Source organism: Rothia mucilaginosa (genome assembly GCF_001061665.1).
Taxonomy (GTDB): Bacteria; Actinomycetota; Actinomycetes; order Actinomycetales; family Micrococcaceae; genus Rothia; species Rothia mucilaginosa_A.
In genome coordinates, this window is record NZ_JVSP01000002.1 from 288,686 (window position 1) to 301,204 (window position 12,519).

Here is a 12,519-nt window from a genome sequence, read left to right on the forward strand (position 1 = left end):
TGCACGACCTTTGGAGAAGTATCATCAACACATCATCGAGGATTACCATGACTTCTTCACCCAAGCCCTCACGCAAGCTGCTCGCCGTTGCCAGCGCCCTCTCCGTCGTCGCAGGATCGATGACCATGATTCCCGCATCTTTTGCGGCTAACGGCAATTCCTCCCTGCCCGCAGCATCCCGCGCACAGAACTCTAATGACGAGTGCCGTCATTTTAGCGTAAGCGCTACCCAGTATCAGGGTCTGCCCGGCCAGTACCAGCTGGCTTACGCACCGGCTACCTCTACCCTGTTCACTTCCTTCTCCTCCGGCCGTCCTCCGATCCTGACCGGCGGTTTGGGCTCCTGGAATGTCTCCTCCACACCGAGCCTTGCATCGGTCTACCAGTTCCCGACCGTGGACTTCACCCCTCGCGGAGCCACCGAACCCTCGGGTAAGCAGATTGCATCCCCCTACGGTGTCGGCTATGACGAGGCTACCGGTTACGTGTGGGTGGCTCAGACTCGTAACAGCACCGTATCCGTGGTGGATCCCTCGACCAAGAAGGTGATCTGGACCAGCGCAGAAGGCGAAGTTGATCATCCTCGTGAGGTGCGCATCGACTCCGCAACCGGTAAAGCTTTTGTTTCCGGCTCCGGCGGCATTAGCGTCTTCGACACCACCCAGCACACCCTGGTCAAGAAGATCGAATTCACCAATGCCAAGGGCGAACCTGACACCGCAATGAACATGCACGTAGACTCCGCTGATGGCAAGGTCTACGTCCCTACCCTGAGCGCAGGCACCCTGAAGGTAATTAATGGCAAGACTCTCGAGGTTGAGAAGACCATTGAGCTGCACAAGGACAGCGCAGATATCGCTCTGAACGCCTCGGACGTCACTATCGACAAGTCCCTGAAGGAAATCTACGTAAGCTCTCAGGGCGACCGAAAGACCGGGGCCAACTCCGGTGTGACCGTCTACGATCTGGAGACCGGCGCATATAAGAAGTCCATTCCCTTCGGTAAGCAGGCTCTTGCCATCACCTCTGACGAAGCTCGTGACCTGCTCTACGTTACCGATTACGGTACCGGCAACGTGGGCGTGATTGATGCGCGTACCGGCACCGTTGTCTCCGAAGTCTCCACCGGCGCTACTAGCGGCGCAAATGACGTGCTGGTTACTCCCGATGGCTCGGCCTACGCCTTGGCTCGAAGCACCGAGGACGCCTCCCCGATCGAGACCAACTACACCATCGACCCGGCTACCGGTGAATACCGAACCTCCAGCACCGAACCCAAGGGCAAGGACAACGCCGACAGCCCGATTACTCCCGGTGTCATGGTGAAGCTCAATACCACCATCGAGACCACCGCAAAGTCTGCCTCGCAGGCCTCTTCTGAGGAACTGGTGAAGACCTACACCGACGGCGCCAAGCTGTACACCACCAAGGATTGGACCAAGGGCGAGACCCTGAAGCTGCGCGGTGAGGGCTTCAAGACCCAGGACGGCAAGGGCTCCGTTGTTGCCGTCAAACTGAACAAGGGTAAGATCAGCGCTAAGGAAGAGCCGAAGCTCAACGGCAAGGAAGGCAACAGCGCGGGCGTGTGGGCCTACATTCAGGCCGATGAGAACGGTAACTTCACCGCCGAGCTGCCCTACCCCACCACCGCTAACTCCAGCCTGAAGGACGATCTGAATACCGGTGACCAGATTTCCGTGGCTCTGCTCTCCGGTTCGATGGTTGAGAACGACACCCCGCGTGGTGGTGAGGCCCTGAAGGCAACCGTCACCGAGCAGAAGGCCGCAGACACCACCTGCGCAACCGTCGAAACCTCCAAGGTTGCTGCTGCTCCTTCCGGTGTGACCACTCAGTACCCTGCGGGTACTCCGCTGACCACCGCCAAGAACGATGAGCCTACCCCCGCCCCGAGTGATTCGGCTAAGCCTGAGCCGACTACTCCGGCCCCGAGTGATTCGGCTAAGCCTGAGCCCTCCACCCCCGCACCGAGCGATTCGGCCACTTCGAACGAGGTTGTACACGAGTACAAGGATGGCGCTAAGGTTTACTTCCCCAAGACTTGGGAAGGCGAGAAGCTGACCTTCCGCGGTGAAGGCTTCAAGACCAAGGACGGCAAGGGATCGGTTATCGCAGTCAAGCTGAACAAGGGCACCATCTCAGCCAAGGAAGAGCCGAAGCTGGAGGGTGCAGAAGCTAACAGCTCGGGCGTGTGGGCCTACATCAAGGCCGACGAGAACGGTAACTTCACCGCGACTATCGATCGTCCGACCGTTGCCAACTCCAACCTGAAGGAAGAGCTCAAGACCGGTGATAAGGTAGCTATTTATCTGCTCTCCGGCTCCCTGACCGAGAACGATAACGCACGTGGCGGCATGGCCGTCGAGTACACCTTCACGACCGAAAACCAGCCGAAGAAGGATGAAGCTAAGGACGCCCCCGTGAACCCCTCGGCTCCTGAGTCCTCCGCACCGGCCGAGTCGAAGGATCAGGCCAAGGACCAGTCCAAGGCTCCTGCAGATTCCCTGAAGCCCTCGGCCCAGGAGAAGGGCAACAGCGCTTCGAAGACCTCCGCTTCTTCGTCGCAGAACACCTCTTCTTCTAACGGCTCGAACTCTTCGAAGTCCTCGAAGTCTTCGCTGGCTAACACCGGTGCCTCCGGCGTCTTGATTGCATCTGGCCTGGGTGCCCTGGCTCTGGTCGCGGGTGCCGGTATTCTGGTGGCTCGTCGCCGCAAGGCATAAACGTCGATGAAGCCATGCGGTCTTCCCAGCGCTGTTCTGGGGAGGAGGAGCATGCTTCCATAATCGGTTTGCGTAAACCGTAAAATAGCCCAGGGGCGGTTCCCTTCCTTATGAAGGGAGCCGCCCCTGGGCTATGCCTGGAGGAATGTCTCGGGCAAAAAGAAAACCCGCACCGAAGTGCGGGCTTAATGGTCAAAGCGAGGTTCGGTCCCTAGACAAACGGATTAGCGAGGAAAAAGGGACCCAAGAAATCTGTCCGATAAGGACCGAACCTCTTGTTTGACGCATGCGTCTCTTCTATTATGGTACATCTCGCTAAATTTCGCACCTTCAGCGGGAGTTTTTGGCAAAAAACTTGGTTTTTGAAAAAATCACCCTAAATTTCTAAACTTTTTGGCCGATTTTTGCAGAAACTCGATATCCCGGGCCGTTATCTGAAGAAATGTTACGAAATCACTGCCGGATTCCCCACCGTTCTTCTGTGGCTACAGCCGATGTAGAAGAGGTGGCTCTCAAGCTTGGGTTCCCCGCAAGGCCATGGTTTTCGGAAACCTTTGGAAATGCGTGGGCTCACCGGGCCGCAGACGACCCGAGGTCGTTTATCCCCGCGGTCACGTCCTCCACAGCGTATGATGTAGAGCAACATTGCGAGGTATAAGACCCATGCTGCCTCTCATCTTGCGGCTGTGGTACTTGAGCTGCACATATCTGTTCCCCCTACACACAGACCTTCGGAGGAAGAATGTCCCAGTCGAATAACGAAACACAGCAGGGAGTCTCAGGTGCTCGCCAGATCGTGGAGCGACAGCCCGGACTAGCCGGGCAATATCAGGTTGCTTACAACCCCGAACGGGATGTTCTCTTCGTGACCGGTAGCTTCAACCACACCAAGACCCATGGCACCCTGTGCGCCACTCTTGCACGCCTGAATGCCCACACCTTGGAGACTGAACTCACCGCGTATCTGCCCGTGGTCGAGGACCATAACCCTGGCCAGGAAGGCCTCTACCAAATTCAGGCCGCCTATGGGGTGGCCCTCGACAATCAACGCGGTCTGGTATGGACCGGAGGAACCCGAACCCAAACGGTCACCGCGTACTCTCAGGATGACCTTTCGCTCGTGTGGGATTCACGCTCCGAGGATATTGAGATGCTCACCCCGCGCGAGCTCTATGTGGCTCCTGACGGATCTGTACTCGTGACCGGTGCCGGCGGTTACCAGGTTATTTCTACTGCTAACGATAAGGGGGAGCGCACCGTCAGCCCCCTGCGGGATTTTGGTCCCGCAATGCTACTCGGTCCCATCGCCGATGAGGAAAGCGGCCTGCTGTATGTCCCGAATATTATCAAGGACGAAATCTGGGTTATCGATCTGAAGACCTGGGAGCGGGTTAATGTTTTTCCCGTGCGGGGTGGTCAGGATGCTGAAACCTCCGTTATGGTACACGGCGCGGAGATTGACCCCGCCCGCGGGGAGCTTTATATTTCGGCACAGGGAGCTGAAAGCAAGAACTCCGGCCTGTACATTCTGAGCCTGGAGGGCGAACAGCTGGCTTATATTCCCTTTGGCCGGATGCCCACCGATATTCTCTTCGATTCGAAGCGTCATCTGCTCTACGTCGCGGACTTTGGCGGTAAGGGAGAGCCCTCCATCGCCGGTGGTGGCACCATCACGGTGATCAACTCTTTGACCCGAGAAGTTGTTGAGACGATTCAAGTAGCTCCTACCCGCATCAATCATCAGGTGCTGCTCTCCGACGGCTCGGTAATCGCTATCGACAAGGCCGGAGACTATCCCGCGGCTATCGTACCCTACGTGCTGGATGCTTGTAGCGGTCAGTATTACGAGTCGAAGAACGAATCACGCCCCGGAGAAGAACTGAACTCTATCGTTCGCGATGGGTTGGCTCGTGTGCGTGTTACGGTGGAATAGTCGGAGGACTCAGAGGGCTCTGGCTCGTTGAACCTTGGGCGGCAGCCCGTGTTTTCCAGTGGGAAGAGGCCGAGATGCTAGCGCGAATAGCGCTCGCGATGCGTAGAAAATAGGCCGGATGCGCGATGTATTTAAAGTATCCTCGGCAAGCCTGTCACGGGATATATCAAAAAGTAGTAAAATATAAATATCTACCACCTTTGTTTGACACATTGCGCGGTAGATTTCTCGAGGCCCCTTCAGTTTCTTATGCGTCAGGAACTACACGAAGGGGCCTCCTGCTTTAACTGTCTAATAAGGAGCTCACCCCCTCTAGGCCCGATGCATGGGCGGAAGATGTCTGCAATGATGCGGTAAGACTGGGGTAAGACAGGCGCAGAAGAGACGGTAATCATGTTTGTGAAACCCTTGCAATGCCCGAGTGGTTCCTGTAGAGTATTAAGACTGTGCGGCTGTATCCAAATAGTCGCGCAACCACGGGCTTCTCGTGCCAGTGCATAATGCCGCTAATTACGGGTGGATACGCCCGCTTCACGCGGGTCCAAATGCTTCTGGCATGGGTTTGCCCCAGGCGTTTCCGCTAACCCCTTCCCTAGAGCTGGGGCCCGGGGCGTCAACCAATCCCGTAAAAATGTTCCGCAAGGCTGGCTCACGCCTCAAGTGAGTCGGAACCGGCGAGACGACAGGAGAAATATGATTCAGCAGGAGTCGCGACTGAAGGTCGCCGACAACACTGGTGCGAAGGAAATCCTGACCATCCGTGTTCTCGGTGGTTCCTCGCGTCGCTACGCAGGCATCGGCGACATCATTGTCGCAACCGTCAAGGATGCAATCCCCGGCGGTACCGTAAAGAAGGGTGACGTTGTCAAGGCAGTCGTCGTCCGCACCAAGAAGGAAACCCGTCGTCCCGACGGCTCCTACATCAAGTTCGACGAGAACTCCGCAGTGATCCTGAAGAACACTGATGGTGATCCCCGTGGTACCCGTATCTTCGGCCCCGTGGGTCGTGAGCTTCGCGACAAGAAGTTCATGAAGATCGTTTCGCTGGCTCCGGAGGTGCTCTAATTCATGGCTAAGATCAAGTCCGGCGACCTGGTTCAGGTTATTTCCGGTGCAGATAAGGGCAAGCAGGGCAAGGTTCTGAAGGTTCTCCCCAAAGAAAACCGCGTGGTTGTTGAGGGCGTTAAGGTCGTCACCAAGCACACCAAGGCTAACCCCCTGACCGGCGCAGCAGGCGGCATTCAGAAGGTTGAGGCACCGATCCACGTTTCCAACGTTGCGATTGTTGACCCCGAGACCAAGAAGCCGACCCGTGTTGGTTTCCGCCTCGAGACTGTAGAGCGTGACGGCAAGGAGCGCACCGTTCGCGTGCGCGTTGCTAAGCGTTCGGGTAAGGACATCTAATGACCGAAACCAAGATCACCCCCCGCTTCAAGACCAAGTACGCTGAGGTCGTCGTTCCCGCTCTGCAGGAAGAGTTCAAGTACGAGAACGTCATGCAGACCCCGAAGATCGTTAAGGTCGTCGTAAACATGGGTGTTGGCGAGGCAGCTCGCGACGCAAAGCTCATGGATGGCGCTATTCGCGATCTCACCGCAATCACCGGTCAGAAGCCGATTGTTACCCGCGCTAAGAAGTCCATCGCACAGTTCAAGCTGCGCGAAGGTATGCCCATCGGTGCACACGTCACCCTGCGTGGCGACCGCATGTGGGAATTCCTGGACCGCCTCGTCACCCTGGCACTGCCCCGAATCCGCGACTTCCGCGGCCTCTCGGATCGCCAGTTCGACGGTAACGGTAACTACACCTTCGGTCTGACCGAGCAGTCCATGTTCCACGAAATCGATCAGGACTCGATCGACCGCGTGCGTGGTATGGACATTACCGTGGTGACCTCCGCGAAGACCGACGACGAGGGCCGTGCCATTCTGAAGGCACTGGGCTTCCCGTTCAAGACCAAGTAACGACTACGTTGTAGGTCCAGACCCCGTTACCGCGGGGTAGGGAAACCACAACGAGGAAGGGCACAAGCCCACAATGACTATGACTGATCCGGTCGCAGATATGCTGACCCGTTTGCGCAACGCAAACTCCGCATACCACGACACCGTATCCATGCCCTACTCCAAGCTGAAGTCTCGCATCGCCGAGATCCTGAAGGCTGAGGGTTACATCGCCGACGTTAAGGTTGAGGATGCAAAGGTCGGCAAGACCCTGACCCTCGTCCTCAAGTACGGTCCGTCCCGCGAGCGTTCCATCGCTGGCGTGCGTCGTATTTCCAAGCCGGGCCTGCGTACCTACGCAAAGTCCACCAACCTGCCCCAGGTTCTGGGTGGCCTCGGCATCGCAATCCTGTCCACCTCTTCGGGTCTGCTGACTGACAAGCAGGCTGCGAAGAAGGGTGTGGGCGGCGAAGTCATCGCTTACATCTGGTAGTCGGTTAGAAGAGAAAGGAAGAGAATAATGTCACGTATTGGACGTCTCCCCATCTCGGTTCCCGCCGGCGTTGAGGTTAAGGTCGATGGCAACCTGGTCACCGTTAAGGGCGCAAAGGGCGAGCTCTCCCACAAGGTTGCTTCCCCCATCACTGTCGCTCTGAACGACAACGAGATCGTCGTGTCTCGTCCCAACGACGAGCGCCTGTCTCGCTCGCTGCACGGTCTGACTCGTACCCTGATTCAGAACCTGATCATCGGCGTGACCTCCGGCTTCGAGAAGAAGCTGGAAATCGTCGGTACCGGTTACCGTGTGACCCCGAAGGGTAACGACCTGGAGTTCGCTCTGGGCTACTCCCACCCGATCAACATCACCGCTCCCGAGGGTATTACCTTCGCAGTGGAGGGTGCTAACAAGCTGACCGTGTCGGGTATCGACAAGCAGCTCGTTGGTCAGGTTGCAGCAAACATTCGTGGTCTGCGTAAGCCCGATCCCTACAAGGGCAAGGGTGTTCGCTACGCAGGTGAGCACATCCGCCGCAAGGTCGGAAAGGCTGGTAAGTAAACATGGCTATCAAGTCGAAGGCAGCGCAGCGTGCACGTCGTCACGCTCGCATCCGCAAGTACGTTTCGGGTACCGCTGCGCGTCCGCGCCTGTGCGTCACCCGTTCGACCCGTCACATGTTCGTTCAGGTTATCGACGATGTCAAGGGCGTGACCCTGGCATCCGCTTCCACCATGGAAGCAGAGCTGCGTGCAGCTGACCTGGACAAGACCGCTAAGGCAAAGCGCGTTGGTGAGCTCGTTGCAGAGCGCGCCAAGGCAGCAGGTGTTGAGGCAGTCGTGTTCGACCGCGGTGGTAACAAGTACCACGGCCGTGTTGCAGCCGTTGCTGACGGTGCACGCGAAGGGGGTCTTGCACTCTAATGAGCGAGCAGAACGTAAAGGAAACTCAGGTGAGCGAAGCAGTAGTAGCTGAAACCGCTGAGACCTCCAACCAGCGCGAGGAGCGCCGCAACAACCGCGGCGAGCGTCGTGGCCGTGGCGAGCGCCGCAACAACCGCGCTCGCGAGGAGGAGAAGGACAAGTACATCGAGCGCGTTGTGACCATCAACCGCGTTTCCAAGGTCGTCAAGGGTGGTCGTCGCTTCAGCTTCACCGCACTGGTCGTCGTTGGTGACGGTAACGGCCTGGTCGGCGTTGGCTACGGTAAGGCTAAGGAAGTCCCCGCAGCAATCTCCAAGGGTGTCGAGGAAGCAAAGAAGAACTTCTTCCGCGTTCCCCGCATCGAGAACCGCACCATCCCGCACCGCGTGCAGGGTGAGGCAGCTGCAGGCGTTGTGATGCTCCGTCCGGCAACCGCTGGTACCGGTGTTATCGCAGGTGGCCCCGTGCGTGCAGTACTCGAGTGCGCAGGCATTCACGATGTGCTGTCCAAGTCGCTCGGTTCCTCGAACCAGATCAACATCGTTCACGCAACCGTTGCAGCACTCAAGCAGCTTGAGGAGCCCCTGGCAGTGGCAGCCCGCCGTGGCCTGCCCACCGACGAGGTTATCCCCAGCTACCTGCGCAACACCAAGTCTGAGAAGGCAGGTGCGTAGTAATGGCCAAGCGTATTCAGCCCAGCGACGCAAAGCTAGAAATCACCCAGGTCAAGTCCTATGTTGGTCAGAAGCAGAACATGCGTGAAACCCTCCGTTCCCTGGGCCTCAAGCGCCCCGGTAACAAGGTTGTTCGCACTGCTGACCCCGTCACCGTTGGCATGGTTAACACCGTTGCTCACCTGGTGAAGGTTGAGGAGGTCAAGTAAAGATGGCAGAAGCTATCAAGATTCACGATCTGCGCCCGGCACCGGGTGCCCACAAGGCAAAGACCCGCGTTGGCCGCGGTGAAGGCTCCAAGGGTAAGACCGCAGGTCGCGGTACCAAGGGTACCAAGGCACGCTACCAGGTTCGTGCAGGCTTCGAAGGCGGCCAGCTGCCGCTGCACATGCGCCTGCCGAAGCTGCGCGGTTTCAAGAACCCCTTCCGCACCGAGTACCAGGTTGTTAACCTGGACCGCATCCAGGAGCTGTTCCCCAACGGTGGCGATGTCACCGTTGAGGCACTGGTTGCCAAGGGCGCCGTTCGCAAGAACGAGCTCGTGAAGGTTCTGGGCAACGGCGAAATCTCCGTCAAGGTGAACGTTGTTGTCGACAAGGCATCGGCTTCCGCTATCGAGAAGATCGAGGCCGCTGGCGGTTCCGTAACCGTTAAGTAGTCTTAGCTACTGAAAGCCCCCGCTCGGATGATTCGAGCGGGGGCTTTTGCGTGAAAAGTTATTCTGACGGTTCTATATATCTGTTTTGGTATATATGGATAGGTTGTTTGAAGGCCCTTTGACAGTGCGTGAGAGGTAAAAATCACGCTAGAAGAATATAAAACATACATATTCTCGTGAGAAGTTATCTTTCATCCGCCCAAACACGATAGACTGGAAGATGTGTTTACTGCGCCCTAAAACTCTTTGAGGGGAGGGGCGCCCCATAGATTTACAGGAGGACATGTGCTGAGCGCAGTGGGGCGAGTCTTTAAGACTGCCGATTTGCGGCGTAAGCTGCTGTTTACCCTGGCAATGATTGTGCTGTACCGTTTGGGTACCTTTATCCCCGCACCGGGTGTTTCCTATGGAAACGTGCAACAGTGTCTTGAATCCAACACTACCAGTGGCGGAGTCTACGATATTGTGAACCTCTTCAGCGGTGGCGCCCTGCTGCAGCTGTCAATCTTTGCCCTCGGCGTGATGCCGTACATTACTGCATCCATTATCATTCAGCTGCTGCGCGTGGTCATCCCGCGATTCCAGGAGCTGCATGAAGAGGGTGCCCAGGGTCAGGCAAAGCTAACGCAGTACACCCGTTACCTCACCATCGCTCTCGCACTGCTGAACGCTACCACCATCGTCTCGATGGCGCGCTCCGGCGTTCTGCTGGGTAACTGCCCCGGCATCATCCCCCAGGACGACGTGATGCACATTCTGCTCATCATCGTCACCCTGTGCGCCGGTACCACCGTCATCATGTGGATGGGCGAGCAGATTACCGAGCGCGGCGTGGGCAACGGTATGTCCTTGCTGATTTTCACCTCTATCGCCTCCTCCTTCCCGAATGCTTTGGGCTCCATCCAGAGGACCCACGGTTGGGGTATTTTCGCAGCGGTCTGCGGTATCGGCCTCGTCGTGATGCTTGCCGTGGTGTACGTGGAGCAATCGGTTCGCCGTATCCCCGTGCAGTACGCCAAGCGTATGATTGGTCGTCGCACCATTGGCGGAACCAGCACCTACATTCCGCTGAAGGTCAATATGGCCGGTGTGATTCCGCTGATTTTTGCCTCCTCCCTGTTGACCCTGCCCGGTCTGCTGGCTCAGTTCAACACCCCTACCGACGGCTCAACCCCGCCGGACTGGGTGAACTGGATTAACGCATACCTGGTGCGTGGCGATCACCCGCTGTACATCGTTCTCTACTTCTTCATGATTATTGGCTTCGCCTACTTCTACGTGGCGGTTACCTTTGATCCGGTTGAGGTCGCGGACAACATGAAGAAGTACGGCGGTTTCATCCCCGGTATTCGTGCGGGCAAGCCGACCGAGCGTTACCTCAGCTACGTGCTTAACCGCATCACCCTGCCCGGTGCGCTGTACCTGGGCGTCATCTCCATGATTCCCCTCGTTGCGCTGATTCTGTTCAACGCAAACCAGAACTTCCCGTTCGGCGGCGCGTCGCTGCTGATCGTGGTGGGTGTTGGTCTTGATACTCTCAAGCAGATTAACGCCCAGCTCCAACAACGAAACTACGAAGGATTGCTCCGATGAACCGTCTGCTCATCGTTGGCCCTCCCGGTGCCGGTAAGGGCACCCAGGCCGTCAAGATTGCTGAAGCGCTGAAGATTCCCGCCATCTCCACTGGCGATATCTTCCGCAAGAACATTAAGGAAGAGACCGAGCTCGGTAAGGAAGCGAAGTCGTACATCGACTCCGGCAACCTGGTTCCCGACTCTGTCACCAACAACATGGTGCGTGCCCGCCTCGATGAGGGCGACGTCTCCAACGGATTCCTGCTGGATGGCTACCCCCGCAACACCGCACAGGTGCACGAGCTCGACTCCATCCTGGAAGCCAAGGGCGAGAAGATCGACCGCGTTCTGCTGCTGGTGGCCGACAACGACGAGCTGGTCGAGCGTCTGCTCAACCGCGCCGCTGAGCAGGGTCGCACCGATGACAACGAAGAGGTCATCCGTCACCGCCTGAAGGTCTATGAGGAAGAGACCGCACCGCTGATCGCGATTTACCGTGAGCGCGGTATCGTCAAGGAAGTGAACGGCCTGGGCGAAATCGCCGAGGTGACCGAGCGCATCCTCGACGCACTGAAGTAACCCTCTGCTGTACCCCCGCGATTGTGGTGCCTGATGCATCACAAAGACTTGCGGGGGTACAGTGCTGTCTGTAGAGTTCTAAGCTTGGGCGTGTAGCCCCCCCCAACCCAGAAGGAGCCGTATCGTGGCACGAGTCGAAATCAAAACCAACGCACAGCTTCAGCAGATGGCCCGTGCCGGAGTCATCACCAGCCGCGCCCTCGATGCGGCTGTCGCTGCCGCGCGCCCCGGCGTGACTACGGCCGAGGTGAACGCGGCCTTCGAGCGCACCATGCTGGAACTGGGAGGAACCTCCAACTTCTACGGGTACTACGACTACCCGGCTACCGTATGCACCTCCGTCAACTACGAGGTGGTGCACGGAATCCCCGGCGACTATGTTCTGAAGGACGGCGATATCCTTTCGATTGACGGTGGCGCATATGTGATTGACCCCGCCACCAACCGTCAGTGGCACGGCGATTCTGCACGCACCGTACTGATCGGCAACGCGAGCGAAGCCCGCGCCGAGCTGTCCGCCGTTACCCGCGAAGCCATGTGGCACGGTATCGCCGCACTGGCCACGGCAAAGAAGGTCGGTGAAATCGGCCTGGCTATCGAAGCATACGTTACCGAAGAATACGGCGATAAGTACGGCATTATTGAAGACTACGTGGGCCACGGTATCGGTTCGCAGATGCACATGGCTCCGGATGTGCTGAACTACGCCGTGCGCGACTTGGGCCCCCGAATTAAGCCCGGTATGGCTTTCGCTATTGAGCCGATGCTTGTCACCGGGTCCATTGAAACTAAGGTCCTTTCTGATGATTGGACTGTTGTGACCGTTGACGGATCCGATGCCTGCCAGTGGGAACACTCGGTTGCCGTGCACAGCGAAGGTATCTGGGTTCTGACTGCAGAAGACGGTGGCGCAAGCGAGCTGGCCCGTTTCGGCATCACCCCCGTGTCCATCCCCGCCTAATACAGTCGCCAGTGGGAAGTAGCCCACGCGACGCATC

14 protein-coding genes are annotated in these 12,519 nt (G+C 57.7%); all 14 read left to right on the top strand.

All coding sequences use genetic code 11. The features are described 5' to 3' along the window. The first annotated feature begins 47 nt into the window (after nucleotides 1-47). The 14 genes from ADJ95_RS09555 to map all read left to right on the top strand — a co-directional run bounded on the left by ADJ95_RS09555 (nucleotide 48) and on the right by map (nucleotide 12,482). Nucleotides 48-2,741 (top strand): YncE family protein, encoded by a 2,694-nt coding sequence (locus ADJ95_RS09555; protein ID WP_049331918.1) that lies wholly within the window; start codon nucleotides 48-50, stop codon nucleotides 2,739-2,741. Nucleotides 2,742-3,483: 742 nt separating this feature from the next. Next, nucleotides 3,484-4,674, top strand: coding sequence for a YncE family protein (locus ADJ95_RS01560; RefSeq protein WP_049331920.1), 1,191 nt, complete (start codon nucleotides 3,484-3,486; stop codon nucleotides 4,672-4,674). A 693-nt stretch (nucleotides 4,675-5,367) separates the two neighbouring features. Next, complete coding sequence (gene rplN / locus ADJ95_RS01565; RefSeq protein ID WP_005504986.1) at nucleotides 5,368-5,739, top strand: 50S ribosomal protein L14; 372 nt, start codon at nucleotides 5,368-5,370, stop codon at nucleotides 5,737-5,739. 3 nt (nucleotides 5,740-5,742) lie between these two features. Beyond that, nucleotides 5,743-6,078, top strand: coding sequence for a 50S ribosomal protein L24 (gene rplX, locus ADJ95_RS01570; RefSeq protein ID WP_049331921.1), 336 nt, complete (start codon nucleotides 5,743-5,745; stop codon nucleotides 6,076-6,078). Then, nucleotides 6,078-6,638 (top strand): 50S ribosomal protein L5, encoded by a 561-nt coding sequence (gene rplE / locus ADJ95_RS01575; protein ID WP_049331923.1) that lies wholly within the window; start codon nucleotides 6,078-6,080, stop codon nucleotides 6,636-6,638. The genes rplX and rplE overlap by 1 nt, the downstream gene beginning before the upstream one ends. 73 nt (nucleotides 6,639-6,711) lie before the next feature. Further along, nucleotides 6,712-7,110, top strand: coding sequence for a 30S ribosomal protein S8 (gene rpsH, locus ADJ95_RS01580; protein WP_049331925.1), 399 nt, complete (start codon nucleotides 6,712-6,714; stop codon nucleotides 7,108-7,110). Nucleotides 7,111-7,137: 27 nt separating this feature from the next. Then, nucleotides 7,138-7,674: a 50S ribosomal protein L6 gene (rplF, locus tag ADJ95_RS01585; RefSeq protein WP_049331926.1), complete on the top strand. Its 537-nt coding sequence runs from the start codon at nucleotides 7,138-7,140 to the stop codon at nucleotides 7,672-7,674. Between the two features lie 2 nt (nucleotides 7,675-7,676). Continuing rightward, nucleotides 7,677-8,036, top strand: a complete 360-nt coding sequence (rplR, locus tag ADJ95_RS01590) for a 50S ribosomal protein L18 (RefSeq protein ID WP_005505006.1) — start codon at nucleotides 7,677-7,679, stop codon at nucleotides 8,034-8,036. A gap of 29 nt (nucleotides 8,037-8,065) precedes the next feature. Next, a complete protein-coding gene (gene rpsE, locus ADJ95_RS01595; RefSeq protein ID WP_192830492.1) occupies nucleotides 8,066-8,710 on the top strand; it encodes a 30S ribosomal protein S5 in 645 nt (214 codons plus the stop codon). A 2-nt stretch (nucleotides 8,711-8,712) separates the two neighbouring features. Continuing rightward, entirely contained in the window at nucleotides 8,713-8,919 is a 207-nt protein-coding gene (rpmD, locus tag ADJ95_RS01600; RefSeq protein WP_049331928.1) for a 50S ribosomal protein L30, read from the top strand. 2 nt (nucleotides 8,920-8,921) lie between these two features. Next, nucleotides 8,922-9,368, top strand: a complete 447-nt coding sequence (gene rplO, locus ADJ95_RS01605; protein ID WP_005505008.1) for a 50S ribosomal protein L15 — start codon at nucleotides 8,922-8,924, stop codon at nucleotides 9,366-9,368. Between the two features lie 285 nt (nucleotides 9,369-9,653). Further along, a complete protein-coding gene (gene secY / locus ADJ95_RS01610; protein ID WP_049331929.1) occupies nucleotides 9,654-10,961 on the top strand; it encodes a preprotein translocase subunit SecY in 1,308 nt (435 codons plus the stop codon). After that, nucleotides 10,958-11,521 (top strand): adenylate kinase, encoded by a 564-nt coding sequence (locus ADJ95_RS01615; RefSeq protein WP_049331931.1) that lies wholly within the window; start codon nucleotides 10,958-10,960, stop codon nucleotides 11,519-11,521. Before secY ends, ADJ95_RS01615 begins: the two co-directional genes overlap by 4 nt. A 124-nt stretch (nucleotides 11,522-11,645) precedes the next feature. Next, nucleotides 11,646-12,482 (top strand): type I methionyl aminopeptidase, encoded by an 837-nt coding sequence (gene map / locus ADJ95_RS01620; RefSeq protein WP_080974911.1) that lies wholly within the window; start codon nucleotides 11,646-11,648, stop codon nucleotides 12,480-12,482. Nucleotides 12,483-12,519: the final 37 nt, after the last annotated feature.